Annotated in this window: 24 protein-coding genes, 1 pseudogene and 1 riboswitch; of the genes and pseudogenes, 14 read left to right on the top strand and 11 right to left on the bottom strand. The window is 73.7% G+C overall.

All coding sequences use genetic code 11. The features are described from left to right. On the top strand, positions 1 to 313 hold a 313-nt coding region (locus ACFP6A_RS14270; RefSeq protein ID WP_379604625.1), incomplete at its 5' end, for a transposase. Between the two features lie 352 nt (positions 314 to 665). Here the strand turns inward: ACFP6A_RS14270 and ACFP6A_RS14265 are convergent. The 7 genes from ACFP6A_RS14265 to ACFP6A_RS14235 form a co-directional block, all read right to left on the bottom strand. Continuing rightward, complete coding sequence (locus ACFP6A_RS14265) at positions 666 to 1064, bottom strand: cytochrome c oxidase subunit 4 (RefSeq protein WP_379604623.1); 399 nt, start codon at positions 1062 to 1064, stop codon at positions 666 to 668. Beyond that, positions 1061 to 2800, bottom strand: a complete 1740-nt coding sequence (gene ctaD / locus ACFP6A_RS14260) for a cytochrome c oxidase subunit I (RefSeq protein ID WP_379604622.1) — start codon at positions 2798 to 2800, stop codon at positions 1061 to 1063. Before ctaD ends, ACFP6A_RS14265 begins: the two co-directional genes overlap by 4 nt. Further along, positions 2797 to 3696, bottom strand: coding sequence for a cytochrome c oxidase subunit II (coxB, locus tag ACFP6A_RS14255; RefSeq protein WP_379604620.1), 900 nt, complete (start codon positions 3694 to 3696; stop codon positions 2797 to 2799). Before coxB ends, ctaD begins: the two co-directional genes overlap by 4 nt. Positions 3697 to 3825: 129 nt before the next feature. Continuing rightward, positions 3826 to 4473 carry a leucyl/phenylalanyl-tRNA--protein transferase gene (gene aat, locus ACFP6A_RS14250; RefSeq protein ID WP_379604618.1) on the bottom strand — a complete coding sequence of 216 codons (648 nt, stop codon included), beginning with the start codon at positions 4471 to 4473 and terminating at the stop codon, positions 3826 to 3828. A gap of 124 nt (positions 4474 to 4597) precedes the next feature. Then, the gene (gene erpA, locus ACFP6A_RS14245; protein ID WP_379604616.1) at positions 4598 to 4951 is read right to left on the bottom strand and encodes an iron-sulfur cluster insertion protein ErpA; all 354 of its coding nucleotides are present in this window, start codon (positions 4949 to 4951) and stop codon (positions 4598 to 4600) included. A gap of 57 nt (positions 4952 to 5008) precedes the next feature. Next, a complete protein-coding gene (locus ACFP6A_RS14240; protein ID WP_379604614.1) occupies positions 5009 to 6148 on the bottom strand; it encodes a glycerate kinase in 1140 nt (379 codons plus the stop codon). Positions 6149 to 6156: 8 nt separating this feature from the next. Continuing rightward, a complete protein-coding gene (locus ACFP6A_RS14235; RefSeq protein WP_379604612.1) occupies positions 6157 to 7545 on the bottom strand; it encodes a dipeptidase in 1389 nt (462 codons plus the stop codon). A 43-nt stretch (positions 7546 to 7588) separates the two neighbouring features. Between ACFP6A_RS14235 and ACFP6A_RS14230 the strand changes: the two genes are divergently transcribed. Together ACFP6A_RS14230 and ACFP6A_RS14225 are read left to right on the top strand one after the other, a co-directional pair. Further along, positions 7589 to 8179 carry a DUF3043 domain-containing protein gene (locus tag ACFP6A_RS14230; protein WP_379604610.1) on the top strand — a complete coding sequence of 197 codons (591 nt, stop codon included), beginning with the start codon at positions 7589 to 7591 and terminating at the stop codon, positions 8177 to 8179. Positions 8180 to 8265: 86 nt separating this feature from the next. Next, positions 8266 to 9276 (top strand): aldo/keto reductase family protein, encoded by a 1011-nt coding sequence (locus ACFP6A_RS14225; protein ID WP_379604608.1) that lies wholly within the window; start codon positions 8266 to 8268, stop codon positions 9274 to 9276. Positions 9277 to 9681: 405 nt separating this feature from the next. Here the strand turns inward: ACFP6A_RS14225 and ACFP6A_RS14220 are convergent, their stop codons facing one another. Next, positions 9682 to 9879, bottom strand: coding sequence for a hypothetical protein (locus ACFP6A_RS14220; protein ID WP_379604627.1), 198 nt, complete (start codon positions 9877 to 9879; stop codon positions 9682 to 9684). Between the two features lie 177 nt (positions 9880 to 10056). After that, positions 10057 to 10157, top strand: a riboswitch (cobalamin riboswitch). Positions 10158 to 10260: 103 nt separating this feature from the next. Between ACFP6A_RS14220 and ACFP6A_RS14215 the strand changes: the two genes are divergently transcribed. From ACFP6A_RS14215 to ACFP6A_RS14190, 6 genes are read left to right on the top strand one after another with little or no spacing between them, the layout of a single operon-like run. Beyond that, complete coding sequence (locus tag ACFP6A_RS14215) at positions 10261 to 11043, top strand: SCO2322 family protein (RefSeq protein WP_379604606.1); 783 nt, start codon at positions 10261 to 10263, stop codon at positions 11041 to 11043. After that, positions 11043 to 12194, top strand: coding sequence for a CbiQ family ECF transporter T component (locus ACFP6A_RS14210; protein ID WP_379604604.1), 1152 nt, complete (start codon positions 11043 to 11045; stop codon positions 12192 to 12194). Before ACFP6A_RS14215 ends, ACFP6A_RS14210 begins: the two co-directional genes overlap by 1 nt. Beyond that, positions 12191 to 13810 carry an ABC transporter ATP-binding protein gene (locus tag ACFP6A_RS14205; protein ID WP_379604602.1) on the top strand — a complete coding sequence of 540 codons (1620 nt, stop codon included), beginning with the start codon at positions 12191 to 12193 and terminating at the stop codon, positions 13808 to 13810. Before ACFP6A_RS14210 ends, ACFP6A_RS14205 begins: the two co-directional genes overlap by 4 nt. Beyond that, on the top strand, positions 13807 to 14604 hold the full coding sequence (locus tag ACFP6A_RS14200; RefSeq protein WP_379604600.1) for an ECF transporter S component: 798 nt from the start codon (positions 13807 to 13809) through the stop codon (positions 14602 to 14604). Before ACFP6A_RS14205 ends, ACFP6A_RS14200 begins: the two co-directional genes overlap by 4 nt. Continuing rightward, positions 14604 to 15953 carry a bifunctional adenosylcobinamide kinase/adenosylcobinamide-phosphate guanylyltransferase gene (locus tag ACFP6A_RS14195; protein ID WP_379604598.1) on the top strand — a complete coding sequence of 450 codons (1350 nt, stop codon included), beginning with the start codon at positions 14604 to 14606 and terminating at the stop codon, positions 15951 to 15953. The genes ACFP6A_RS14200 and ACFP6A_RS14195 overlap by 1 nt, the downstream gene beginning before the upstream one ends. Beyond that, a complete protein-coding gene (locus tag ACFP6A_RS14190; RefSeq protein ID WP_379604596.1) occupies positions 15950 to 16702 on the top strand; it encodes an adenosylcobinamide-GDP ribazoletransferase in 753 nt (250 codons plus the stop codon). The genes ACFP6A_RS14195 and ACFP6A_RS14190 overlap by 4 nt, the downstream gene beginning before the upstream one ends. A 37-nt stretch (positions 16703 to 16739) precedes the next feature. Here ACFP6A_RS14190 and gcvT read toward each other — a convergent pair whose 3' ends face one another. After that, positions 16740 to 17870: a glycine cleavage system aminomethyltransferase GcvT gene (gene gcvT / locus ACFP6A_RS14185; protein WP_379604594.1), complete on the bottom strand. Its 1131-nt coding sequence runs from the start codon at positions 17868 to 17870 to the stop codon at positions 16740 to 16742. Between the two features lie 110 nt (positions 17871 to 17980). Here gcvT and ACFP6A_RS14180 point away from each other — a divergent pair, with 110 nt between their 5' ends. Both ACFP6A_RS14180 and ACFP6A_RS14175 read left to right on the top strand, forming a co-directional pair. Further along, the gene (locus ACFP6A_RS14180) at positions 17981 to 19495 is read left to right on the top strand and encodes a leucyl aminopeptidase (RefSeq protein ID WP_379604592.1); all 1515 of its coding nucleotides are present in this window, start codon (positions 17981 to 17983) and stop codon (positions 19493 to 19495) included. Between the two features lie 182 nt (positions 19496 to 19677). Then, the gene (locus ACFP6A_RS14175) at positions 19678 to 20439 is read left to right on the top strand and encodes a hypothetical protein (RefSeq protein ID WP_379604590.1); all 762 of its coding nucleotides are present in this window, start codon (positions 19678 to 19680) and stop codon (positions 20437 to 20439) included. 39 nt (positions 20440 to 20478) lie between these two features. Here the strand turns inward: ACFP6A_RS14175 and ACFP6A_RS14170 are convergent, their stop codons facing one another. After that, positions 20479 to 20838: a hypothetical protein gene (locus tag ACFP6A_RS14170; RefSeq protein WP_379604589.1), complete on the bottom strand. Its 360-nt coding sequence runs from the start codon at positions 20836 to 20838 to the stop codon at positions 20479 to 20481. Between the two features lie 146 nt (positions 20839 to 20984). On the opposite strand from ACFP6A_RS14170, the gene lpdA reads away from it, so the two are divergent. From lpdA to ACFP6A_RS14155, 3 genes are read left to right on the top strand one after another with little or no spacing between them, the layout of a single operon-like run. Then, the gene (gene lpdA / locus ACFP6A_RS14165; RefSeq protein WP_379604587.1) at positions 20985 to 22370 is read left to right on the top strand and encodes a dihydrolipoyl dehydrogenase; all 1386 of its coding nucleotides are present in this window, start codon (positions 20985 to 20987) and stop codon (positions 22368 to 22370) included. Between the two features lie 33 nt (positions 22371 to 22403). Next, entirely contained in the window at positions 22404 to 24359 is a 1956-nt protein-coding gene (gene sucB, locus ACFP6A_RS14160; RefSeq protein WP_379604585.1) for a 2-oxoglutarate dehydrogenase, E2 component, dihydrolipoamide succinyltransferase, read from the top strand. A gap of 1 nt (position 24360) precedes the next feature. After that, positions 24361 to 25251 (top strand): TIGR01777 family oxidoreductase, encoded by an 891-nt coding sequence (locus ACFP6A_RS14155; protein WP_379604583.1) that lies wholly within the window; start codon positions 24361 to 24363, stop codon positions 25249 to 25251. Between the two features lie 10 nt (positions 25252 to 25261). Here the strand turns inward: ACFP6A_RS14155 and ACFP6A_RS14150 are convergent. After that, positions 25262 to 25824: pseudogene (locus ACFP6A_RS14150) on the bottom strand (hypothetical protein); the annotation flags it as partial.

Here is a 25824-nt window from a genome sequence, read left to right as displayed (position 1 = left end):
CACCGCCTACCGCGACCCCGACAAGACCCGCGGCCGCGAGGTCATGGCCGCCATCATCGACTCCCTCGCCAGCGCGGTGCCCACCGGCCTGACCGAGCTGCGCAAACTGGGCCGGACCCTCACGCGCCGCGCCGCCGACGTCCTGGCCTACTTCGACCGCCCCGGCACATCGAACGGACCGACCGAGGCCATCAACGGTCGCCTCGAGCACCTCCGCGGCTCTGCCCTCGGCTTCCGCAACCTGACCAACTACATCGCGCGGTCGCTGCTCGAGACCGGAGGCTTCAGACCGCGACTACACCCTCAATCGTGAAGAGCCACCAAAGTCGCGCACGTCGCCGACCAGCAGGCTGGTGCGGCGGACGCCGAAGGCGTTGCGTCCTTCGTGCCTGGGGAGGCGGTGCACCGGGCGCGAGTGCAGGTCTGCCAGCGGCGTCGACCGTGCGGCCACGAGCAACCGCGTGCGACAGCGCCTCGCGCACGGCCCGTGGCGTAGGAGTCGAACCGTGCCCTGGCCGTCAGAGGTGCTGTCGTCGTCGGTGGGGTGAACCGGTCGGCGACGTGGGGTGGTCCCATCACGCTGGCAAGCGACACCGGCTCACGTACGGGAGAGCCTGCAAACCGGCCACCCGGACGGACCTAGTTGGGCCGACAAGGCTTCAGCTCTAGTGGGCGTGCGCCCCGCGGTAGTACTCGTAGACCCAGCCGACGAGGGCGATCGCGCTGAACCCGATGCCGATGAGGACCAGCCACCAGCCGACGGCGAGCCCGGCGAAGATGATGGCGCCGCTGAGGGCCAGCGGCAGCGGCCACCACGACCACGGGCTGAACTCCCCGTACTCGCCGGACACGTCCGCGATCTCGCCCTGGGGGTTGTCCTCCGGTCGCTCACCGATCCTGCGACCGGTGAGCCACAGGTAGCCGCCGACGAGGCCGGACATCCCCGCGGTCAGCGCCAGAGCGGCCGTGCCCACCGGCTCCCAGCTCGACAGCAGGCCGTAGATCACGGCCACTGGGGTGAAGAAGAAAACCCCCATGCCGAAGACCAGTGTCTCGATCTTCACTTCTTGTCTCCCATGTCGGCCGGGCCAACCGCGTTGGCGAGCGCGGAGTCGGGCTGCGCCAGGTTGTCCGCACCCACCTCAGGGTGGTGCAGGTCGAAGGCGGGGGACTCAGAGCGGATGCGCGGGATCGACACGAAGTTGTGCCGCGGGGGCGGGCACGACGTGGCCCACTCCAGCGAGCGCCCGAAACCCCAGGGGTCGTCGGTGGTGACCCGTGGTGCGCTGCGCCAGCTGACGTAGACGTTCCAGAAGAACGGCAGCATCGAGGCACCGAGGAGGAACGAGCCGAGGGTCGAGACCTGGTTCATCCAGGTGAATCCGTCGCTGGCCAGGTAGTCCGCGTACCGGCGCGGCATACCCACCACGCCGAGCCAGTGCTGGATCAGGAACGTGCCGTGGAATCCGAAGAAAAGCATCCAGAAGTGGATCTTGCCGAGTCGCTCGTCGAGCATCATGCCGGTGAACTTCGGCCACCAGAAGTAGAAGCCGGCGAACATCGCGAACACCACGGTGCCGAACACGACGTAGTGGAAGTGCGCGACGACGAAGTACGTGTCCGAGACGTGGAAGTCCAGCGGCGGACTGGCCAGGATCACACCGGTCAGGCCGCCGAACAGGAACGTGACCAGGAAGCCGATGGACCACAACATCGGCGTCTCGAACGTCAACGACCCCTTCCACATCGTGCCGATCCAGTTGAAGAACTTCACCCCGGTCGGGATCGCGATGAGCATGGACATGAACGCGAAGAACGGCAGGAGGACGGCGCCGGTGGTGTACATGTGGTGCGCCCAGACCGTCACGGACAGACCGGCGATCGCGATCGTCGCGAAGACGAGGCCCTTGTAGCCGAAGATCGGCTTGCGGCTGAACACCGGGAGGACCTCGGAGATGATGCCAAAGAACGGCAGCGCGATGATGTAGACCTCGGGGTGCCCGAAGAACCAGAACATGTGCTGCCACAGGATGGCGCCGCCGTTCTCGGGGTTGAACACCTGGGAACCGAGCCGACGGTCGGAGCCGAGGGCGAACAGGGCGGCCGCCAGCACCGGGAACGCCATGAGGACGAGCACCGACGTGAGCAGGGTGTTCCAGGTGAAGATCGGCATCCGGAACATCGTCATGCCCGGGGCGCGCATCGTGATGATGGTCGTGATGAAGTTGACCGCACCGAGGATGGTTCCGAATCCGGCGAGCGCGAGGCCGAAGACCCACAGGTCGCCCCCGACCCCCGGTGAGAAGGTGGCGTTCGACAACGGCGCATAGGCGAACCAGCCGAAGCTCGCCGCTCCACCGGGGGTGAAGAACCCTGCCGCGACGATGAGCCCACCGAACAGGTACAGCCAGTAGGCGAACATGTTGAGCCGCGGGAACGCGACGTCCGGCGAGCCGATCTGCAACGGCATGATCACGTTCGCGAAGCCGGCGAACAACGGGGTCGCGAACAGCAGCAGCATGATCGTGCCGTGCATCGTGAACAGCTGGTTGTACTGCTCCTTGCTCTGCACGACCTCCAGGCCGGGCTGCCAGAGCTCAGCCCGGATCACCAGGGCCATCACCCCGCCGATGCAGAACCACGCGAAGGACGTGATCAGGTACAGGTAGCCGATGGTCTTGTGGTCCGTGGACGTCATCCACCGGACGACGACGTTGCCCCGCCGCTCCGGCGGGTCCAGCGTCCGGACGGGCTCGGCGCTCGTGCCGGTGGTCGCAGCTGCCTCCTCGTACTGCGTCATCCGTTCTGCCCGCCCTCGTTCTCCTGGCCGCCCCGATCCTCACCGATGCGGTCCTCGGTCTGCTCGTCCGGCTCGGTGGTGATGCGGCCGAGGTTCACCGGCAACGCCCCTTCCTGCCCGCGTGCCCGCAGCGCGTCCATCTGCCGGTCGTACTCCTCCTGGTCGACGACCGCGACGTTGAAGAGCATCTCCGAGTGGAACTCGCCGCACAGCTCGGCGCACTTGCCTGCGTAGACGCCCTCGATCTGCGGGGTGACCTGGTAGTAGTTCGTCCGCCCGGGGATCAGGTCCTTCTTGTAGAGGAACTGCGGCACCCAGAACGAGTGGATGACGTCCCGGGACTGCAGCTCCAGCCGGACGGTCTGGTCCACCGGCAGGTAGAGGGTGGGGATCTGCTCGTCCTCCTGCGGGGTGCCGACAGGAGTCTGGATGCCGGCCTCGTAGACATTGTCGTCGAGGTAGTTGAAGTCCCAGCTCCACTGCTTGCCGATCACCTGGATGGTGAGGTCCGGCTCCTCCTCCAGCGACTCGATGATCGTCTGGTCCCGTGCGGTGAAGTAGAACAGCACCGCGACCATCATGAAGGGGACGACGGTGTAGAGGATCTCGATCGGCACGTGGTACCGGACCTGGTCCGGGTAGCCGGTGTCGTCCTTGCGCCGGCGGTAGGCGACCACCGCCCAGATGATGAGGCCCCAGACCAGGACGCCGACGGCGAGCGCGGCGATCCAGGAGCCCACCCAGAGGTCCTTGGTGAGGTCCCACTTGTCGGTGAGCCCCGGCTGCCCGGGCATCCAGCCCTGCTGGACCTCCTGCGCGGAGCACCCGGTGGTGACGAGGGCGACGGCGGCCAGGGCCGCCAGGCGCGCGGGAGCGCGGCGGGTACGGCTTCGCATCTGCTGACGCAAGTCGGCCTTCCACTCCAGAACGGCCCCGGGAGCGCCGGAGCAGCGGTATCGACGTGGCGTCACCCTACCCCCCGGCCCTCTGCCGCGGAGGGCGGGGTGACGGCGTTTCGTCCGGGATCAGATGCCGAGGATCCCGGCGCCCCAGTCGGTGTCGGGCGCGGTGAGCGCGCGCTCCAGCAGCCGCAGGTACCGCTGACGTGGCACCTCGGTCACCCCGAGCGTGCCGAGGTGCGCAGTGCGCCACTGGACGTCGACGAGCCGGCGGGGGTCGCCGTCGGCCCGCAGCAGGGCGACGAGACCGACGAGGGCGGCCTTGGACGCGTCGGTCTCCCGGTGGAACATCGACTCCCCGGCGAACAGGCCCCCGAGGGCGACGCCGTACAGGCCGCCGACCAGCCGGCCGTCACGCCAGGTCTCCACCGAGTGCGCCCAGCCCAAGGCGTGCAGCAGGCGGTAGGCGTCCGCGATCTGCGGGGTGATCCAGCGGCCGTCCCGGCTGGGGTCGGCGCACCCGGCGACGACGTCGTCGAAGGCAGTGTCGACCCGCAGCTCGAACCGGCGCACGGAGCGACGCAGCGAGCGGGACACCCGCAGGTCGCTCGGGTGCAGGACGCCGCGGGGGTCCGGGGACCACCAGCCGAGCGGTGGGCGACCGTGGAGTCCCACCCCCATGGGGAACGCCCCGACCCGGTAGGCGGCCAGCAGGGTTCCGGGGGCGAGGTCGGCGCCGACGGCGACCAGGTCCTCCCCCGGGGGGGCAGTCACGACGCGTCGGGCGAGTTCCGCGGCCCAGGGCGACGCGGGCGGTTCGAGCGGCACCGGGACTGCGCTCAGCGCCGTACCGCGCGCCGGCGAGCGACCGCTCGACCCGCTGTGGTGCGGCCCGGCCTCAGCTGAAGGAGTCGCCGCACGCGCAGGACGACTGCGCGTTCGGGTTGTCGATCGTGAAGCCCTGCTTCTCGATGGTGTCGGAGAAGTCGATCGTCGCGCCGTCGAGGTACGGCACGCTCATCCGGTCGACCACGACCTCGACGCCGTCGAAGTCCCGGACGGCGTCGCCGTCGAGGGTCCGCTCGTCGAAGTACAGCTGGTAGATGAGGCCCGAGCAGCCGCCGGGCTGGACGGCGACCCGCAGCCGCAGGTCGTCCCGTCCCTCCTGCTCGAGCAGGCTCTTGACCTTGCTCGCCGCGACGGGGGTGAGCTCGACGCCGTGGGTCTGGGTGCTGGACACGGTCTCAGTCATGGCACCAGGGTAACCCCCGGTCCGCATCAGTTCCATGACCTCGTCTCCATGACCTCGTCACTTCCGTGGCGGCGGGCTCCACGTCCGGGCCACCCGGCGCGTGCGCGCACGCAGCGTGCCGGCCGGGTCGGCCAGCGCGGCCCGGACCTGCTCGGGTGTCTCCGCGACCGCATAGGCGGTCTCGATCCCGACGCTGAGCATCTCGCGGCGGCCGGCGTGCACCTGCCCGGCGACGACGACGACCGGCACCCCGGCCGCCAGGCCCTCGTGCGCCACGCCGGCGACGACCTTGCCGCGCATCGACTGCCAGTCCACGGTGCCCTCACCGGTGACGACGAGGTCGCTGCGGCGCAGCCGGTCGGCGAACCCGACGGCCTCGAGCACGGTCTCGGTGCCGGAGCGGCGGGTCGCCCCGAGCAGCAGCAGGGCGAACCCGATGCCACCGGCCGCCCCGGCGCCGGGCTCGGCGACGAGCCGCTGCGGGGCGACGTCCGGGCCGAGAGCGCCGAGCGCCACCTCGGCGAACCGGCCGAGCGCCGTACCCAGCTGCTGGGCCTGCTCGGGGGTGGCGCCCTTCTGCTCGGCGAACCCGGCCGCGGCGCCGTGGAAGCCGAGGAGCGGGACGTCGACGTCCGTGGCGGCGACGATCTCGGTCCCGGCGAACCGGTCGCGGACGGCGGCCAGTCCCGCCAGGGCGTCGTCCGGCAGGTCGGCCAGCGCGCCGCCGCCGCGGCCGAGCAGGCCGGGGTCCCCCGCCCCCAGTGCGGCGAGCAGGCCCGCTCCCCCGTCGACCGTGCCGGTCCCTCCGAGGCCGACGACGACGCGGCCGGCCGCCTCGGCGGCGGCCTCGAGTAGGGCTCCCAGCCCGGTGGACGTCGTCCGGGTGGGGTCTCGTCGCTCGACGGGGACCAGGTGCAGCCCGCAGGCGTGGGCAGACTCCACGTACGCCGTGCCGTCGACGACGAGCATCGCCGCGGGGACGTCCTCACCGAGCGGCCCGGGCACGGTCAGGGAGCGCAGCTGCCCGCCCATGGACCGGTGCAGGACGTCGACGAAGCCCGGGCCGCCGTCCGACAGCGGGCACAGGTCGAGCTCGTCGTCCGGGGCGTGGTCGGCCCAGCCGGCCGCGAGCGCCTCGGCGGCCTGGGCGGCGGTCAGCGTGCCGGTGAAGCAGTCCGGCGCGAGCAGGACGCGCACGGCGCCGGTCAGCGTCCGCTCAGCGCGGCCAGCAGCAGCGTCTCGGCGAGCGCGGCGCGTCGCAGCACGGTGAGGTGCAGCGATTCGTCGTAGCCGTGCGCCCGGGTGTCCGGGTCCTCCACACCGGTGATGAGCACCGTGGCGTCGGGGAACTGCTCCTTGAGGTCGGCGACGAACGGGATCGACCCGCCGACCCCGGCGTGCACGACGTCGGCGCCGTCCCAGGCCTGGGACAGCGCCCAGCGTGCGGTGTCGTAGACGGGTCCGTCGAGCTCACCGGCGAACGCGCTGCCGGTCTCCTTGAGGGTGACGTCGACCTGTGCCCCGAACGGGGCCGAGTCCAGCAGGTGACGTCGCAGCGCCTCGTAGGCCTCGGCCGGGTCCTGGCCGGGGGCGACCCGCAGCGAGAGCTTGGCCCGGACGGCGGGCTGGAGGGTGTTCGAGGCGTGCGCCACGCTCGGGGCGTCGATGCCGACGACGGTCAGGGACGGCTGGGTCCACATCCGCGAGAGCAGCGACCCGCGACCGAGAAGCCGGACGCCGTCCAGGACGCCGGCGTCCGCTCGCAGGGTCTGCTCGGCGTAGTCCAGGTCCGCCGCCTCGCTGCGCAGCAGCCCGGGGACGGCGACGGCCCCGTCGTCGTCCCAGAGCCGGTCGAGCAGCCGCAGGGTCGCGGTCATCGCGTCCGGGACGGCACCGCCGTACATGCCGGAGTGCACGGCGTGCCGCAGGGTGCGCACCTCGACGACCGCCTCGACGAGGCCGCGCAGGGACGTCGTCAGCGACGGCTGGTCGACGGTCCAGTTGTCGGAGTCGGCGACGACCATGACGTCGGCGGCCAGCCGGTCGCGGTGCTCGCGCAGGAAGGCGCCGAAGGACGGGGAGCCGACCTCCTCCTCGCCCTCGACGAACACCGTGACGCCGACACCGTCGTCCGGGCCCCACGTCGGCAGCAGGGCGCGCAGCGCGGCGACGTGGGTCATCACCCCGGCCTTGTCGTCCGCCGTCCCGCGGCCGTAGAGCCGTCCGTCGCGCTCGACCGGGTCGAACGGCGGAGTGGTCCAGTCCTGCTCACGGCCGGGCGGCTGGACGTCGTGGTGGGCGTAGAGCAGCACGGTCGGGGCGCCGGCCGGGGCGGGCCGGCGCGCGACGACGGCGGGGGCGCCGACCGTGCCGTCCGGTCGGGGGGCGGTGAGGACCTCCACCTCGGGCATCCCAGCGTCCCGCAGCAGGCCGGCGACCCGTTCGGCGCTGGCGGCCACGTGCACCTGGTCGAAGGCGGCCGCCGAAACGCTCGGGATCCGGACGAGGTCCTCCAGGTCGGCGCGCACGCCGTCCCACAGCTCCGCGAGCCGGTCACGGTAGGTCTGGACGTCGGTCTCCGGCTGGGTGGTCATGACGCGGGAAACTACCGGCGCGGTGACCGCATAGGCTGGGCGGGTGTTCGGACGGAGCAAGGACGACGCTCGCAACGACGGCTCGGCGACCACCACCGCTTCGGTGGCGGAGAAGGTGGGCGGCAAGGGGCGGCCGACGCCGAAGCGTCGAGAGCGTGAGGCGGCCCGCAAGCGCCCGCTGGTGCCGAACGACCGCAAGGCCGCCGCGAAGGCCTACCGCGAGCAGATGAAGGCAGAGCGCGCCAAGACCCGGGAGGCGATGCTGACCGGTGACGAGCGCCACCTGCCCGAGCGAGACCGCGGACCGGTCAAGCGGTTCGTGCGAGACTACGTGGACGCCCGCCGCAACGCCGGGGAGTACTTCCTCGTCGTGGCGATGGTCGTCGTCCTGCTGACGTTCGTCATGGACCCGGTCGCCCAGCTGGCCGCCACCGCCCTGCTGTGGCTGACGGTCGTGTTCTCCCTCGTCGACGGCTTCGTGCTGTCCAGGCAGCTGTCCCGCCGACTGGCTGAGAAGTTCGGCCCGGACGGCGTGCCGAAGGGCTCGGTGCGCTACGGCGTCCTGCGTGCGTTCCAGATCCGCCGGACGCGACTGCCCAAGCCGATGGTGGCCCGGGGCCAGTACCCCAGCTGACCAGCGGGTGGAGCCAGCGCGGGATGACGCCGGTCGTGGATGACGCCGGTCGTGGGATGACTTGGCCCGGGCCTAGGCTGACGGATATGGAATTCCGATACCTCGGCAACAGCGGTCTGAAGATCTCCGAGATCACCTACGGCAACTGGCTGACCCACGGCTCCCAGGTCGAGAACGACGTCGCGACCCGGTGCGTGCGCGCCGCCCTCGACGAGGGGATCACCACCTTCGACACGGCGGACGCGTACGCGAACACGGTGGCGGAGAGCGTGCTGGGCGAGGCGCTCAAGGGCGAGCGCCGCGAGAGCCTGGAGATCTTCACGAAGGTCTACTGGCCGACCGGCCCGAAGGGTCCGAACGACACCGGGCTGTCCCGCAAGCACATCATGGAGTCGATCAACGGCTCGCTGCGCCGGCTGCAGACCGACTACGTCGACCTCTACCAGGCGCACCGGTACGACACCGAGACGCCGCTGGAGGAGACGATGCAGGCGTTCGCCGACATCGTCCGGGCCGGCAAGGCGCTGTACATCGGCGTCAGCGAGTGGACCGCCGACCAGATCCGCCAGGGTCACGCGCTGGCCCGGGAGCTCGGCGTCCAGCTGATCTCCAGCCAGCCGCAGTACTCCATGCTGTGGCGCGTGATCGAGGGCGAGGTGATCCCGACCTCGCGCGAGCTGGGGATCTCCCAGATCGTCTGGTCCCCCATCGCGCAGGGCGTGCTCACCGGCAAGTACCAGCCGGGCCAGCCGGTGCCGGAGGGCTCGCGGGCCACCGACGAGAAGGGTGGCGCCAGCACCATCGCGCGGTTCCTGAACGACGACGTGCTCGAGCGGGTGCAGCGGCTGAGGCCGATCGCCGACGAGCTCGGTCTGACGATGGCGCAGCTGGCCGTCGCGTGGGTGCTGCAGAACGACAACGTCGCCGCAGCCATCATCGGCGCCTCACGGCCCGAGCAGGTGAGCGAGAACGCCAAGGCGTCGGGGGTGCGCATCCCGCAGGACGCGATGCGCCGCATCGACGAGGCGCTCGGCGACGTCGTCGAGCGTGACCCGGGCAAGACGGCTGAGGGCGCTCCTCGAACCCGCGCCGCCTAACCCCCTCCGTGATCATGCAATCCCGCCACCCTCCACCCCCCTCTCGGTGATCATGCAATCCCGCCACCCTCCCCCCTCGGTGATCATGCAATCCCGCCACCCAGCCGACCGCCGTCCGGCTCGCAGAATGCTGGGTTGGTGGCGCGACACGCCGGTCAGGCGGTGCCGAGCGCAGCATTCTGTGGTGGTGGGCCCTGACCGGACATTGGCTGCCAAGGCCCATGTCACCTTTTGGAGCGGCCGCCAGTGGCCATGAGGCGTCCCACCGTGCCGTCCGCCCTCGTCTAGGGAGGTGGCGGGATTGCATGATCACCGAGAGGGGGCGGGGGGTGGCGGGATTGCATGATCACCGAGAGGGGGCGGGGGGTGGCGGGATTGCATGATCACCGAGAGGGGGGTGGGGGGTTACTCGGCGGGGCGCAGGCTCATCGGGCCGTAGACCTCGTGGGCGTCCTCCAGCAGTCGCACCTGCTCGACCCCGGCGTCGAGCAGGTCCCGCCAGGTCTCGCCGATCCAGGTCTCGGCGTCCGCCTGCGTGGGGAAGCCGTCTGACGGCTGGCCCACGTCGACAGGCACCGGATCGCCGGCGGCATCCTCGAACATCCAGCTGAAAGTCGTCACGGTCTCACCGTAGGGGCAGCAGGCCCGTCGGCGGCGCCGTCGGCGGCGCCGTCGTCGTCGTCCAAGGACACCACCTACCCGGCCACGGCGTCACCCGGCCACAGCGCTTTGACGCGGGCACACCCGTAGTGGGAGCATCCGCCCGTCGACCTCGCGTGCAGGGGAAGCCGGTCGGATTCCGGCGCTGACCCGCAACCGTAGGCCGCCCTCGCTGCTCCCCCACCAGGGGCCGGCGGGCCTGGCGGCGAGCCGGAGCACCTGGCGCGGGCGTTGGCTCCACCTGTCGTCCGTCGTGGTTCGCGGACTGGAGCCGGGACGGTGCCTCATGCCTTCCTGAGCCCAGCGCGAAGGGAGGTCTCACCGATGACCCTGTTCCGTCTGCCCCAGCGCCTGGTGCGCGCGGGCACCCTGCTCGGCGCCCTCGCGCTGGCCGTGACCGCCGGGGTCTCCCCCGCGGCCGCCACCAGCGCCCAGGACGCCTACCGCTACTGGGGCTACTACCAGCTCACCGAGGATGAGTGGGCGTTCGCCCAGACCGGCCCGGACGGCACCACGCCGGCCGATGGCGCGGTCGAGGGCTGGCGCTTCGCCGTCGCTGGTCCCTCCGACGTCCGCACGCCCCGGGCTCTGCCCGCCTTCGAGGAGGTCTGCGGCGCCGAGGAGGCCGCAGCGGGTGAGAAGCGGGTCGCCGTCGTGATCGACTACGGCCGGGAGGCCGACGCCCCGGACGGCGCGCAGCCGCCGGAGCCGCGCGCCGACTGTGCCGTGGTGGACGAGGCAGCGAGTGGCGCCGACGTGCTCGCCACCGTCGCCGAGACCCGCGTCGAGGACGGCCTGGTCTGCGGCCTCGACGGCTACCCGGCGACCGGCTGTGGCGACCCCGTCCCGGAGGTGTCACCGGAGGCCGCGGCCGCGGACGAGCCGGTGGAGCTCACTGGCCTGGTGGGCCAGACCCCGACGGACGACGCCACCGAGAGTCAGGCCTCGGATGACGACGCGGCAGCAGCCGCGGACGACGACGCCGCAGCAGCCGAGGACGACGAGGGCCCGGGCGCGGGGCTGTGGCTGGGTATCGCCGCCGCCGCCGCGGTCGTCGCCCTCGCGGTGGCCGCGTCCCGGCGGCGCCGGGACCTGGCCGACGGCTGATGCGCCCGGCGGACCGCCCCACCCTTGCCCGTCACCTGCACCCGGTGGCGTGGTGGGTGTGGGCCGTCTGCCTGGCGACGGCGGCCAGCCGGACGACGAACCCGCTCGTGCTGGCGCTGGTCGTGGCGGTGGCCGCCTACGTCGTGGCGTCGCGCCGGGAGGTGGGGACCCCACCGGTGTTCGCGGCGTTCCTCCTGCTCGGGCTGACCATGATCGTCGTCCGGGTGGTCGTGCAGCTCGTGCTGGGCTCCGGCGTGGGTGGCCGCACCGTCCTGTTCGAGCTGCCGCGGCTGCCCCTGCCCGGACCGCTGGAGGGGGTGCGGATCGGCGGGCCGGTCACCGCCGAGGAGGTCCCGTACGCCGCCTACGAGGGGGCCCGGCTCGCCGCCGTGCTGGCCTGCGTCGGCGCCGCGAACGCGCTGGCCAGCCCACGGCGGCTGCTGCGGCACGTGCCCGCCACCCTCTACGAGGTGGGCACGGCGCTGGTCGTCGCGATGACGTACGCCCCCCAGCTGGTGGACGACGCCCGCCGGGTGCGCAGCGCCCGCCGCCTACGCGGCCGTCCGGGGCGTGGCCCCCGCGAGCTCGCCCGGGTCACGGTGCCGGTTCTCGAAGGTGCCCTGGAGCGCTCCCTGGAGCTGGCGGCCGCGATGGAGTCCCGCGGCTACGGTCGGAGCGTGCACCGGGACCCGCGGGACCGGCGGCTCGCCGGGGCACTGAGCGTGACGAGCGTCGCCGGCGTAGTGGTCGGCGTGTACGGACTGCTGGACGGCGGGTCGCCACCGGCGCTGGGCCTGCCGCTGGTCGTCCTCGGGGCGGCCGCCGGTGCGGTTGCGCTGTGGCGAGGCGCGCGCCGCGACCCGCGCAGCCGTTACCGGCCGGACCCGTGGGCGCTGCCCGAGTGGGCAGTGGTCGTCAGCGGACTGGTCCCGGCCGTGGTCGTGCTGGTCTACGCCCAGCTCGGTCTGCCGGGGCTGGTGCCGCCGACGTCCCCCGTGGGCGTGCCGGCCATGCCGTCGGTCGTCGTGCTCGCCGTCCTGGTCGCCGTGCTGCCGGCCTGGCTCGCCCCGCTGCCGCCGCTGCGCGCGACGCTGCCACCGGCACCGCGCCGCGCGGCCCCGGCCGTCAGACCCGGTGAGGCTCGGTCGTGATCACCTTCGAGCGGGTGTCCGTGCGGTACCCGGACGCCCCGAGGCCGGCGCTCAGCGGCGTCGACCTCGAGATCTCCGAGGGGGAGCTCGCTCTCGTCGTCGGACCGACGGGGTCGGGCAAGTCGACCCTGCTGGGGTGCGTCAACGGGCTCGTCCCGCACTTCACCGGAGGCGTGCTGGGCGGCCGGGTCGTGGTCGACGGACGCGACACCCGCACGCACCGTCCGCGGGACCTGGCGGACGTCGTGGGCGTCGTCCGGCAGGACCCCACCTCGGGCTTCGTCACCGACACCGTCGAGGAGGAGCTCGCCTACTCCCTGGAGATGCTCGGCGCGGACGGCGCCTCGATGCGTCGGCGGGTCGAGGAGATGCTCGACCTGCTCGGGCTCGTCGACGTCCGGTCACGCACCCTGCGCACGCTGTCCGGAGGCCAGCAGCAGCGGGTGGCGATCGGTTCGGTGCTGGTGGCCAACCCGCGGGTGCTGGTGCTCGACGAGCCCACCTCGGCCCTGGACCCGGTCGCCGCCGAGGAGGTGCTCGGCACGCTGACGCGCCTCGTGCACGACCTGGGGCTGACCGTGCTGCTCGCCGAGCACCGCCTCGAGCGGGTCGTGCAGTACGCCGACCGGGTCGTCGTGGTGGAGGACGGCGCGGTCCGCGACGACCTGCCTGCCGAGGCGATGCGGACGAGCCCGGTGACCCCGCCGGTGGTGGACCTCGGCCGGCTCGCCGGCTGGTCGCCGCTGCCGCTGTCCGTGCGCGACGCCCGCCGTGCGGCCGCCGGTCTGCGTGGCCGCCTCGCCGGCGTCGCCCCGCGCCGGGTGCTGCCCGCACCGGTGACCTCGCCGGACCGGTCACCGCTGGCGACCACGGAACGGCTCGTCGTCCGTCGCGGCGGGGTGCCGGTGCTGCGCGGCGTCGACCTCGCCCTGGCGCCGGGCACCGTCACCGCGCTGATGGGACGCAACGGCGCCGGCAAGTCGACGCTGCTCGCGGCCCTGGCCGGGCAGGTGCGCCCGGCGAGCGGACGGGTGAGGGTCGACGGGCTGCGGCCGGACGGCACCCCGCTGGAGCGGCTGGTGCGCACCGTCGGCCTGGTGCCGCAGGACCCGACGGTGCTGCTCTACGCGGAGACCGTGGCGCAGGAGTGCTCGACCGCGGACGCCGACCTGGCGGTGCCGGCCGGTACCACCCGGGACCTGCTCGAGCACCTGGCACCGGGTATCGACGACGCCACCCACCCCCGCGACCTCTCCGAGGGGCAGCGCCTGGCGCTCGCGCTGTCCGTCGTGCTCGCGGCTGCGCCGAAGGTGCTGCTGCTGGACGAGCCCACCCGGGGGCTGGACTACGGCAGCAAGGGCCGGCTGGTCACGCACGTGCGCGAGCTGGCGGCGTCCGGCCACGCCGTGCTGATGGCCACCCACGACGTCGAGCTCGCGGCCGAGGTCGCGGACGAGGTGGTGGTGCTCGCGGACGGGGAGGTGGTCGCCGGGGGGCCGGCCGCGGACGTGCTGGCCGCCTCGCCCGCGTTCGCCCCGCAGATCGCCAAGGTGATGCACCCGGCGCCGTGGCTCACGGTGCAGGACCTCCAGGCCGCGCTGGAGACGGCCTCGTGAACAGCACGGGGCACCGTCCGGTCCTGCGGGTGCGACCACGGGCCGCGCTCGTGCTGGCCGGCACGTCGCTGGTCGGGGTGGCCGCCTTCACCTGGCCGTTCGTCCTGCGCACGACCGAGGGGGGCCAGCAGGCGGTGGCGCCGTGGCTGTTCGTCGTCGTCCTCGGCCTGCTCGCGGCGGTCGCCGCGGCGGAGCTGGCCTCCGGCGGGCTGGACGCCAAGACCGTCGCCCTGCTCGGGGTGCTGGCGTCGGTGGGCGGGGCGCTGCGGGTGCTGGGTGCCGGCACCGCCGGCCTGGAGCCGATGTTCTTCCTCCTTGTGGTCGCCGGGCGGGCGCTCGGCCCGGGGGCCGGGTTCCTGCTCGGCACCCTGGCGATGCTGGTGGGCGCGTTTCTCACCGGCGGGATCGGCCCGTGGGCGCCGTTCCAGATGCTCGCGGCGGGCTGGGTGACGATGGGTGCCGGGCTGCTGCCCAGGGCCTCGGGGCGCGCGGAGCGGTGGCTGCTGGCGGGCTACGGTCTGGTGGCCGGCCTGGGGTACGGCGCCGTGATGAACCTGTACTTCTGGCCGTTCCTGACCACCGGCCCGGAGGGCGGGGGCTACGACCCGACGGCCTCGGCGGCCCAGAACCTCGCCCACTACGCCGCCTTCTACGTCGTGACGAGCCTGGCGTGGGACCTCGTGCGCGGCGTGCTCACCGCCGTGCTGTGCCTGGTGGCCGGCCGGGCGCTGCTGGCCACCTTGCGCCGCGGCCTGCGCCGCGCCGCCTTCGACGCCCCCGTGGTGACCACCTGATGGAGGTGCTGCTGCTGGGCACCGGCTCGGCCGACGGCTGGCCGAACCCGTTCTGCCGGTGCGCCTCCTGCACCACCCAGCTCGACGCCGGGATCGTGCGGACGCCGACGTCCGCGCTCGTCGACGACGTCCTGCTGCTGGACTGCGGACCGGAGACGCCGCGGGCCGCGCTGCGCGCCGGACGGCAGCTGGACCGGCTGGAGGCCGTGCTGCTCACCCACGCGCACCCCGACCACAGTGCCCCGATGGCGCTGCTGTCCCGGTCCTGGGCGCACCGAACGGAGCCGCTCGTCGTCGCCGGGCCCGGCGAGGTGATCGAGCAGTGGCGGCCCTGGGCGGCACCCGGCGCAGCGCTGCGGTGGTGCCCGGTCCAGGCCGGCGAGGAGCTGCGGGTCGGCGGGTACGGCGTGCGGGCCCTACCCGCAGACCACGACGGCGAGGCGGTGCTGTGGCTGGTCTCCAACGCCGAGGGCCGCCGCCTGCTGTACGCCACCGACACCGGCCCGCTGCCCGAGGAGACGGTCGCTGCGCTCGGCGCCGAGCCGCTCGACGTCCTGCTGCTCGAGGAGACCTTCGGGGACCACGCCACCCACGGCACGCGGCACCACGACCTGCCGTCGTTCGCGGCCGACCTGGCCCGGCTGCGCCGCGCCGGCGCGGTCGGCGGTGGCACCCGTGTGGTGGCCGTCCACCTGGGCCACCACAACCCGCCGGAGCCCCAGCTGAGCAGCCGGCTCGCCGCGTGGGGTGCCGCCGCCGGCCGGGACGGCGAGGTGCTCACCGTGGGGGTAGGAGCCCGGCCCCGGCCGCCGACGCCGCCCCGGCGGACCCTCGTGCTCGGCGGCGCCCGCTCCGGCAAGTCGACGGCCGCTGAACGGCTGCTGGCCGCCGAGCCGGCCGTCACCTACGTGGCCACCGGCCGCCCGGCGGACGGTGCCGACGACGACTGGGACGCGCGCGTGCGCCACCACCAGCAGCACCGCCCCCCTGGCTGGCGGACGGTGGAGACCAGCGACGTCGCCGCCGTCCTCCGCTCGGCCAGCACACCGCTCCTGGTGGACTGCCTCGGGACCTGGCTGACCGGCGTCCTCGAGGACGCCGGGGCCTGGGACGACGCCGCCGGCTGGGAGCAGGCGGCGGGCGACGCCGTCGACGAGCTGCTCGCCGCGTGGCGCGAGGTGCCCGTCCCGGTGGTGGCGGTGAGCAACGAGGTCGGGTCGGGTGTCGTGCCGGCGCACCGCTCCGGGGGTGTCTTCCGGGACTGGCTGGGGCGGCTCAACCAGCGGGTCGCGGCAGCCAGCGAGCGCCGCCTGCTCGTGGTCGCCGGCAGCACCCTCGAGCTGCCGTGAGGCTCCCGGTGCAGGACGGGCTGCGGCTCGCCGTGGGGACGCTCACCGCGGTGCCCGTGCCCGTCCCCCGACAGGTGGACGGCGCGGTGGCCGGCGCGGCGATGACGCTGGCAGTGGTGCCCGGCGCGGTCCTCGGCGCCCTGGCCGGGGGTGTCGTCGTCGTGCTCGCGGCGCTCGGTGCCGAACCGCTGGTCACCGCGACGGCCGCGGTGGGGGCGCTCGCCCTGGCGACCCGGGGACTGCACCTCGACGGGCTGGCCGACACCGCCGACGGGCTGGCGGCGTCCCGCGACCGGGACCGGGCGCTGGAGGTGATGCGCCGGGGGGACTCCGGTCCGGCCGGGGTGGCCGTGGTGGTGCTCGTGCTGCTCGCCCAGGTGGCCGCGCTGGGCGCCGTGGTCACCGAGCACGGAGCGGGTCGCGGTGCCGTCACGGCACTGGCGGTCGTCCTGGCCAGCCGGGCCGTGCTCGCCGGGGCCTGCGCCCGGGGGGTCCCGGCGGCGCGGCCGCACGGCCTGGGGGCGACCGTGGCCGGCAGCGTCCCGAGGACCGCGGCCGTCGGCGTGGGTGTCGTCGTGGTCGTGGGCGCCGCGGTGGTGGGCCTGGCGCCGGCGGTGCTGGCCGGCTGGGCAGCGGCCGGGCTGCTCGTCGTGCACGGCGTGCGACGCCTCGGCGGGGTGACCGGCGACGTCCTGGGCGCCGCGGTCGAGACCGCCGCGACGGCGGCCCTGGTCGTCGCGTCGTTCTGACCCGTGCACGGTGCCGACCCGGGCACCGCTCGGAGGTTCAGTCCTCCCGGGTACGGTCGCGGACGAACGGTGGACGGACCACCTCGCAGCGCACCAGCCGGCCCCGGACGTCGACCGCGACCTCGTCCCCCAGGCGCACGGTGCGGTCGAGCAGGGCCAGGGCGATGCCCCTGCGCAGAGTGGGTGAGAACGTGCCGGACGTCGTGCGGCCGACGACCTCGGCACCCTGCCCGCGGACGACGTCCAGCCCGTCGCGCAGGACACCCCGGTCGCGGGCCAGCAGTCCACGGGCCAGCGGGCCCGACTTGGCGGCGCGCTGCTCGACGAGGACGTCACGGCCCCAGAACTGCGGCTTGTCCCAGCCGACGGCCCAGCCGACGCCCGCCATCACCGGCGTGATGTCCAGCGACAGCTCGTGGCCGTGCAGCGCGTACCCCATCTCCGTGCGCAGCGTGTCCCGGGCGCCGAGACCGGCCGGCAGCCCGCCCCGTGCGGTGACGGCCGTGAGCAGGGCGTCCCACACCTCGCCGGCGTCCTCCCACCGGGGCAGCACCTCGTAGCCCCGCTCGCCGGTGTAGCCGGTGCGGCACACGGTCACCGGGACACCGCGCCAGGTGGTGTCGATGAAGCTCATGTACTCGTGCCCGGCGGGCAGACCCACGTCGGTGAGCACGTCGTCCACCAGCGGGCCCTGCACGGCGAGCACGGCCAGGTCGGTGTGCTGGTCGACGACCTCGACGCCGTCCGGGGCGGCGTCGCGCAGCCGTCGGATCACCTCGACCGCGTTCGCCGCGTTCGGCACGGCGAACACCTCCTCGGGCGAGCGCAGGTAGACGATGAGGTCGTCGACGACGCCGCCGGTGGCGTCGTCGCAGCACAGCGTGTACTGGGCCCGGCCCGGAGCGATCCGGGCCAGATCGTTGGTCAGCGTGCGGTTGACCAGGTCGGCCGCACCGGGGCCCCGGACGACGGCCTTGCCGAGGTGGCTGACGTCGAAGAGGCCGACGGCCTCCCGGACGGCCGCGTGCTCCTTGAGCACCCCCCCGCCGGGGTACTCCAACGGCATCGTCCAGCCGCCGAACTCCGCCGTCCTGGCACCGGCGGCGACGTGCCGGTCGTGCAGGGGTCCGGTCCGTGGGCTCGCCGGGGCGCTGGTCTCGGAAGCCATGCCGGGCAACCTACCGCCGGCGGTGTCGTTAGCATCGGCGGACGACGTCGGCCGCTGCTCGGCCGGTCGCCACCTGCCACGTCACACCGCCCGCGACACCAGGAGCTGCCGTGCCCACGCTGTCCCCGACCGGCAAGGACCCTCGGTCCGTCAAGGCCGACGCGCTCGTCGTGGCCACCGCCGCGACCCCGGAGGGCCCGGTGCTGCTGGGCGCCGACGCGCTGCCCCGGGGACTGCGATCGGCGCTGTCGTCGCTGAGCGCGCTGGGGGTGAGCGGCAAGGCCGACGAGGTGCACCGCGTCCCCTCCGGCGGGCAGGTCGCGGCCCCGGTGGTGGTGCTGACCGGGACCGGGTCGCTGGCCGGGGACGAGGCCCCGTCGCTGGAGGCGCTGCGGCGGGCTGCAGGTGCGGCCGTCCGCGAGCTCGCCGGCACCCCGACCGTCGCGGTGGCGCTGCCGGCGGACGACGTCGCGACCGCGACCGCGGTCGCCGAGGGCGCCCTGCTCGGCGCGTACGCCTACCGGGCCTACCGGGCCCGCACCGCTGACCGGCACAAGGAGCCGGTCGCCACCGTGCACCTGGTCACCCCGCGGTACCGGGACAGGCACCTCAAGGCCGCCATCGAGCGGGCCCACGTCGTCGCCGAGGCGGTGGCCGCCACCCGGGACCTGGTGAACTGCCCGCCGGCCGACCTGTACCCGGCCGAGTTCGCCCGGCGCGCCCAGGACCAGGCCAAGGGCGCGCCGGTGAAGGTGACCGTCCTGGACGACAAGCAGCTCGCCGCGGGGGGCTACGGCGGCATCCTCGGCGTCGGGCAGGGCTCCTCCCGCCCGCCGCGACTGGTGAAGGTCGCCTACCACCCGCGCGGCGCGGCGCGGCACGTCGCCCTCGTCGGCAAGGGCATCACCTTCGACTCCGGCGGGCTGTCGATCAAGCCGGCGCAGGGCATGGAGACGATGAAGCTCGACATGGCCGGTGCCGCGGTGGTGCTGGAGACCGTGCTCGCGGTGGCGCGGCTGGGACTGCCGGTGCGGGTGACCGGCTGGATGGCGCTGGCCGAGAACATGCCGTCGGGCACCGCGCAGCGGCCCTCGGACGTGCTCACCACCTACGGTGGCCGCACCGTGGAGGTGCTCAACACGGACGCCGAGGGGCGGCTCGTGCTTGCCGACGCCATCGTCGCGGCAGGCGAGGAGAACCCCGACGCCATCATCGACATCGCTACCCTCACCGGGGCGCAGATGGTCGCCCTCGGCAACCGGGTCTCGGCGGTGATGGGCTCGGACGACGCGCTCGTGGCGGACGTCCGCGCCGCGGCCGACGCCGCCGGGGAGCAGTTCTGGCCGATGCCGCTGCCCGAGGAGCTGCGCGCCAGCCTGGACTCGCAGGTGGCCGACATCGCCAACATCGGGGACCGGTTCGGCGGGATGCTCGTCGCCGGGCTCTTCCTGCGGGAGTTCGTGCCGACCACCGAGGACGGCCGACGTCTGCCGTGGGCGCACCTCGACATCGCCGGCCCGGCGTTCAACGAGTCCGCGCCGTGGGGCTACACCGGCAAGGGGGGCACCGGCGTCGGCGTCCGCACGCTCGTCACGCTGCTCGAGGACGTGGCCTCCGCCCGCTGAGCCTCGCCCCGGACGCCGCGGCGCCGCACCGGCGACGCGTCTGACGGTGACGCTGCGGATTGAGGACGCAGCGCTGTGTAACGAACTCTCCCGGACGGGCGATAGGAGGGTGTCAGGTCGACGACCGTCGGCCCTGTGCCTCAAGACCAGTGCTTCACGACCAGTGCCCCGGAGGAGAGCTCGTGTCCCGATCGCTGGTGTCCCTCATCGGTTCGCAGGCCAAGGTTGCAGCCGTCGCCGCGGCAGCCCTCGCCCTGGGAGCCGGCGGCGCACTCGCCGCCACGACGGAGCCGACCTCCTCCACCACCTCGGTCGGGACGTCCGACGTCTCACCCGACGCGACGACCGGGGCCCTCGACCTCGACGACGACGGCACCGACGACACCGAGGACGCTGAGTCGACCGAGGACGTTGAGGAGAGCACGCCGGACCCTCAGGACACCGAGGACACCGACGACACCGAGAACACGGAGGTCGGGGAGGACGACACGGAGACCGGCGAGGACACCGAGAACGGTGACGAGGCTGCTTCTCCGGCATGTCCCGAGGGCGTCACCAACCACGGCCAGTACGTGTCCTCGATCGCGCGGGACCGGACCACCAGCGACGGCTACCGCAACCACGGCGAGCGGGTCAGCGAGGCGGCCCGGACGGGGTGCGTCGTCCCGGAGTCCGAGACCCCCGAGGACGCGGCCCCGGAGGAGGACACCGCCGGCACGGCGGCCGCCGAGGAGGATGTCGCCGAGGAGGATGTCGCCGAGGAGGACGCCGCCCCAGCGGCCAGGCCGGACGCCGTGGGTCCCGAGCAGCGTGCTGCGGCGACGCAGAAGGTGGTCGAGAAGAAGGCAGCCGTCGCTGCGAAGAAGGCCACCACAGAGCGCTCGGAGCGCGCCAGCACCCCGGCTTCGGAGGGCACCCCCGGCAAGGGCCGGAACCGGGGCTGAGGGAACGCCGCGGCATTCACCGCCCCAGCCGCGGCGTGATCAGCGCGGCCCCGCGCCCCCGTCCCGCTTCTGCCGCGCGTTGTAGTCCCGCATCCGCTGCGGGTACCCCGACAGGTGCACGTCGTACACCGGCACGCCGAGCCGGCGCGCGAAGCCGAACGCGGTCTCCCGGTCCGGGACGGCCCGCCGGGTCCACTCCCCGTCGTGGGCGACGAGCAGCAGTGTGGTCGGGGTGACGGTGGTGGCCGGTTCGACGAACCCCTCGACCCCCTTGCGGCTGGTGGCGAACTCCTCGAGGTGCCGGGAGGCCGCGCCGCGGGCAGCCTTGGACGACGAGGCCGACCCGGACGGCGCACCCGTCCCGGCCGACCGGCGGCGCAGTCGCGAGAACAGACCCATGCGCCAGGACGGTACCGGGCGTGCCCCGGACGCTCACGGACCTGGCGGCAGGTGCGCTTGCGGCGGCGGTGTCGGGTAGTGCCAGGATTGGCCCCGATCGAGCAGCACCACCGAGCGAGCAGATCGACACGCAAGGGAGCGTTTCCGTGGCCGACTCCGACGGGCAGGTCTTCGATGTCGTCATCCTCGGCGGGGGCAGCGGCGGTTACGCCTGCGCCTTCCGCGCCGCCGAGCTGGGGCTGAGCGTCGCCATCGTCGAGAGGGACAAGTTCGGCGGCACCTGCCTGCACCGCGGCTGCATCCCCACCAAGGCGCTGCTGCACGCCGCGGAGATCGCCGACACGGCTCGCGAGGGTGAGAAGTTCGGGGTCCAGACCAGCCTCGGCGGTATCGACATGGCCGGTGTGAACGCCTACAAGGACGGCGTGGTCGGCCGGCTCTACAAGGGTCTGCAGGGGCTCGCCAAGGCCCACCGCCTCACCCTCGTCGAGGGCGAGGGCCGGCTCGTGGCCAAGGACACGGTCGAGGTCGAGGGCCGGCGGTACACCGGCCGTCACGTCGTCCTGGCCAGCGGCTCCTACGCGCGCTCGCTGCCCGGCCTGGAGATCGGCGGTCGGGTGATCACCAGCGACCAGGCGCTGCAGCTCGACTACGTCCCGGAGAAGGTGGTCGTGCTCGGCGGCGGCGTCATCGGGGTCGAGTTCGCCAGCGTGTGGCGGTCCTTCGGCGCCGAGGTCACCATCGTCGAGGCCCTGCCCCGCCTGGTCCCGGCCGAGGATGAGGCCGTCTCCAAGGCACTCGAGCGGGCCTTCCGCAGGCGCAAGATCGGGTTCCGGACCGGCGTGAAGTTCAGCGGGGTCGAGCAGGACGACAACGGCGTCCGGGTGTCCCTGGAGAGCGGCGACACCCTGGAGGCCGACCTGCTCCTCGTCGCCGTCGGCCGCGGCCCGGTCACCGACGGCCTCGGCTACGAGGAGGCGGGGGTCACCCTCGACCGCGGCTTCGTGCCGACTGACGAGCGGCTGCGCACCAACGTGGAGAACGTGTTCGCCGTCGGCGACATCGTCCCGGGCCTCCAGCTCGCCCACCGCGGCTTCCAGCAGGGGATCTTCGTCGCCGAGGAGATCGCCGGGTTGAACCCCGTCCCGATCGTAGAGGCGAACATCCCACGGGTCACCTACTGCGACCCGGAGATCGCCTCCGTCGGGCTCACCGAGGCGCAGGCCAAGGAGGTCCACGGCGAGGACGGGGTACAGACCTACGAGTACAACCTCGGCGGCAACGGCAGGAGCCAGATCCTCGGCACCCAGGGCTTCATCAAGCTGGTGCGGCAGAAGGACGGTCCGGTCGTCGGCGTGCACGCCGTCGGCGCCAGGATGGGCGAGCAGGTCGGCGAGGCGCAGCTCATCGTCAACTGGGAGGCCTTCCCCGAGGAGGTCGCCCAGCTGGTCCACGCCCACCCGACGCAGAACGAGGCCATGGGCGAGGCCCACCTGGCGCTGGCCGGCAAGCCGCTGCACTCCCACAGCTGACTCACCCACTCACGAGGATCGGAGACCCCAACGATGTCGAACTCCGTGGAGATGCCCGCCCTTGGCGAGAGCGTCACCGAGGGAACCGTGACCCGGTGGCTCAAGCAGGTGGGTGACACGGTCGAGGTCGACGAGCCGCTGCTCGAGGTGTCCACCGACAAGGTCGACACCGAGATCCCCTCGCCGTTCGCGGGCACGCTGACCGAGATCCTCGTCGATGAGGACGAGACCGTCGAGGTCGGCGCGAAGCTGGCCGTCATCGGCGAGCCCTCCGAGGCCGGCGGGCTGGACGCCGGAGGCACCGCGGAGTCGTCCGACGACGCGGCGACCGAGCAGGCCTCGCAGGAGGAGCCGACCCGGCACGCTGACCAGGACACCGAGGAGCCGCAGGTGCCGCCGGAGGCCTCCGTTCAGGACACCGGCCAGCAGGACACCCGCCAGCAGGACACCGGCCAGCAGGACACCGGCCAGCAGGGGACGGACCAGGAGGGGACCCCGGTGACGATGCCGGCGCTCGGTGAGAGCGTCACCGAGGGCACGGTCACCCGCTGGCTGAAGTCCGAGGGCGACACCGTCGAGGTCGACGAGCCGCTGCTCGAGGTGTCCACCGACAAGGTCGACACCGAGATCCCCTCCCCGGTGGCCGGCACGATCCAGAAGATCCTGGTCTCCGAGGACGAGACCGTCGAGGTGGGCGCACAGCTGGCCATCGTCGGCTCGGCGTCCGGTGGCGGCGGGCAGGCGGCCCCGGCGGCCGAGCAGCCCCGACAGGACGAGCCAGGACAGGACCAGGCAGGGCAGGACGAGGCAGGGGACGACGAGGACGTCGCCGCCGGCTCCCTGGAGAAGGAGGCGGAGGTGCGCGAGCAGGCCGCCGAGCAGGCTGAGGCGGCGACCCAGCCCTCCGGCTCCACCGGCGCCGGCGAGCAGGCCGCCGAGGAGCGCCGGCAGCCCGCGGCGCAGGAGGCCGCCCCGGCCCAGGACGAAAGCCCGAGCCGGGACGAGCGGACCACCGAGACCAGGCCGTCGGCCGGCCGGGCCACCGGCGACAACGCCGCCTACGTCACGCCCCTGGTGCGCAAGCTCGCCGCCGAGCACGGCGTCGACCTGTCCACCGTCGAGGGCACCGGCGTGGGTGGCCGGATCCGCAAGCAGGACGTGCTCGCTGCTGCGCAGCGGGCCGCGGAGGAGGCACGTCAGCCCGAGCAGCCGGCGGCACAGCCGGCCGGGTCCACCTCCGGGGGACCGGCCCGGCGCCCCGCGCCCGCGGGCGCGAAGCGCGGCACCACCGAGAGGATGAGCCGGCTGCGCAAGGTGATCGCCGCCCGGATGGTGGAGTCGCTGCAGACCTCCGCCCAGCTGACGACGGTCGTCGAGGTGGACGTCACGAAGATCGCCCGGTTGCGGGCGCGGGCCAAGGCCGACTTCGAGGCCCGCGAGGGTGTCAAGCTGTCGTTCCTGCCGTTCTTCGCGCTGGCCACGGTCGAGGCGCTCAAGGCGCACCCGGTCGTCAACGCGAGCATCGAGGGCGACGAGATCGTCTACCACGGTCAGGAGAACCTCGGGGTCGCGGTCGACACCGAGCGCGGCCTGCTCGTCCCGGTGATCCGGGACGCCGGTGACCTCAACATCGCCGGTCTCGCCCGCAAGATCGCCGACCTGGCCGAGCGGACCCGCGCGAACAAGGTGACGCCGGACGAGCTGTCCGGCGGCACGTTCACGCTGACCAACACCGGCAGCCGGGGCGCGCTGTTCGACACCCCGATCATCAACCAGCCGAACGTCGGCATCCTGGGCACCGGCAGCGTCGTCAAGCGCCCGGTCGTCATCGAGGTGGACGGGGCGGAGACCATCGCGATCCGGTCGATGATGTACCTGGCGCTGTCCTACGACCACCGGCTGGTCGACGGCGCCGACGCCGCCCGCTTCCTCGCCACCATCAAGGAGCGGCTGGAAGAGGGCGCCTTCGAAGCCGACCTCGGCCTGTAGCGTGCGCGTCGTCGTCACCGGCGCCTCGGGGCTGATCGGCCAGCCCCTGCTCCGCCGGCTGCGGGCCGACGGCCACGACGTCGTCCAGCTGGTCCGGCGCCCACCCCGGGGGCCAGGAGAGCTGCAGTGGGACCCAGCCGCCGGTGACCTCGACCTCACCGCCGCGGGCCCGGTCGACGCCGCGATCAACCTGGCCGGCGCCGGCGTGGGCGACCACCGGTGGACCGACGCGTACAAGGAGACGATCCGCACCTCCCGGGTCGACGCGACGACGACGCTGGTGAACGCCCTGGCCCGCCTCGAGCCGAAGCCGAAGGTGCTGCTGTCGGCGTCCGGCGTCGACTACTACGGCGAGCGCGGCGACGAACGGCTCACCGAGACCTCGCCGCCGGGGGACACCTTTCTGGCGGAGGTCTGCGTCGCGTGGGAGGCGGCCGCCGAACCGGCCCGTGAGGCCGGGATCCGGGTCGCGACGCTGCGCACCGGGCTCGTGCTCGCCCCGGGCGGCGGCGCGTTCGGGCGCCTGCTGCCACTGTTCCGCGCCGGCGTCGGCGGCCCGATGGGCACCGGCCGGGCGTGGTGGAGCTGGATCACCCTGGAGGACCACATCGGCGCGGTCCGGTTCCTGCTGGACGCCGACGTCGACGGACCGGTGAACCTCACCGCACCGCAGCCGGTGCGCAACCGCGAGCTGACCCGCGAGCTCGCCCGGGCCCTGCACCGCCCCGCTCTCGTGCCGGTGCCCCCGTTCGCGCTGCGGATCGCCGTCGGCCAGTTCGCCGAGGTGGTCCTGGGCAGCCGGCGGGTGCTGCCCGAGGTGCTGACTGCCGCCGGTCACACCTTCCGCCACCCGGACATCCACGCCGGGGTGGAGTGGCTGGTCCGGTCCTGAGCCGCCACCGTCAGCCGCTGGCGACCACCTGCCAGCGGCCGTCGTGGCGGACCAGCTCCAGCCGGGTGGTCCGCTCCTGGGCGGGGACGTTGCCGACGACCTGACCGTCGGGGCCGACCCGGCGGTGCGCGGACGTCGTGACGTGCACCTCGAGCAGGGCCCGGTCCCCGGCGTGCTCGACCACCTCGGCGGACCGGACGTCGAACCCGAGCCCGTCGAGGCGCAGCCGGTGCTCGGCCAGCGCGGCCCACAGCGCCGCGTCGTCCGCGGCCGCAGGCCCGCCCGGTACGTTCGCCATCTGGAGGAGCCGCTCGTCGCGCTCGGTCAGCGCCCGGGCCCGCAGCCAGGCCAGCGCGGGCACGGCAGCCACCGGGTCGGCGGACCGCAGCGCCCGGTCGACGGCCGCCGGCACCGCCGGCGCAGCCGTGGTGCCGACCGGCGGCCGGTCCGGCACCGGGGCGACCGCGGGTGCTGGGGCGCTCGGCCGGCCGCCGCCTTCGCCGTCGAGGAGCTCGGGCACGAGCACGGCGCCAGCCAGGACGGCGACGAGTGCCACGGCGCCCACGGCCGTCG

Source organism: Quadrisphaera sp. GCM10027208, assembly GCF_042658805.1.
GTDB lineage: Bacteria > Actinomycetota > Actinomycetes > Actinomycetales > SCSIO-59966 > SCSIO-59966.
The sequence above is the reverse complement of the archived record's forward strand: the minus strand, read 5'-3'. Positions and strand labels throughout refer to the sequence as shown.

Excerpts from the sequence above, each read along its gene's own strand:
- sucB (WP_379604585.1), top strand. The coding sequence starts at position 22,404 with ATGTCGAACTCCGTGGAGATGCCCGCCCTTGGCGAGAGCGTCACCGAG.
- ACFP6A_RS14170 (WP_379604589.1), bottom strand. The coding sequence starts at position 20,838 with ATGGGTCTGTTCTCGCGACTGCGCCGCCGGTCGGCCGGGACGGGTGCG.
- ACFP6A_RS14215 (WP_379604606.1), top strand. The coding sequence starts at position 10,261 with ATGACCCTGTTCCGTCTGCCCCAGCGCCTGGTGCGCGCGGGCACCCTG.
- ctaD (WP_379604622.1), bottom strand. The coding sequence starts at position 2,800 with ATGACGCAGTACGAGGAGGCAGCTGCGACCACCGGCACGAGCGCCGAG.
- coxB (WP_379604620.1), bottom strand. The coding sequence starts at position 3,696 with ATGCGAAGCCGTACCCGCCGCGCTCCCGCGCGCCTGGCGGCCCTGGCC.
- ACFP6A_RS14235 (WP_379604612.1), bottom strand. The coding sequence starts at position 7,545 with ATGACCACCCAGCCGGAGACCGACGTCCAGACCTACCGTGACCGGCTC.
- ACFP6A_RS14195 (WP_379604598.1), top strand. The coding sequence starts at position 14,604 with ATGGAGGTGCTGCTGCTGGGCACCGGCTCGGCCGACGGCTGGCCGAAC.
- ACFP6A_RS14210 (WP_379604604.1), top strand. The coding sequence starts at position 11,043 with ATGCGCCCGGCGGACCGCCCCACCCTTGCCCGTCACCTGCACCCGGTG.
- ACFP6A_RS14220 (WP_379604627.1), bottom strand. The coding sequence starts at position 9,879 with ATGTTCGAGGATGCCGCCGGCGATCCGGTGCCTGTCGACGTGGGCCAG.
- erpA (WP_379604616.1), bottom strand. The coding sequence starts at position 4,951 with ATGACTGAGACCGTGTCCAGCACCCAGACCCACGGCGTCGAGCTCACC.
- ACFP6A_RS14225 (WP_379604608.1), top strand. The coding sequence starts at position 8,266 with ATGGAATTCCGATACCTCGGCAACAGCGGTCTGAAGATCTCCGAGATC.
- gcvT (WP_379604594.1), bottom strand. The coding sequence starts at position 17,870 with ATGGCTTCCGAGACCAGCGCCCCGGCGAGCCCACGGACCGGACCCCTG.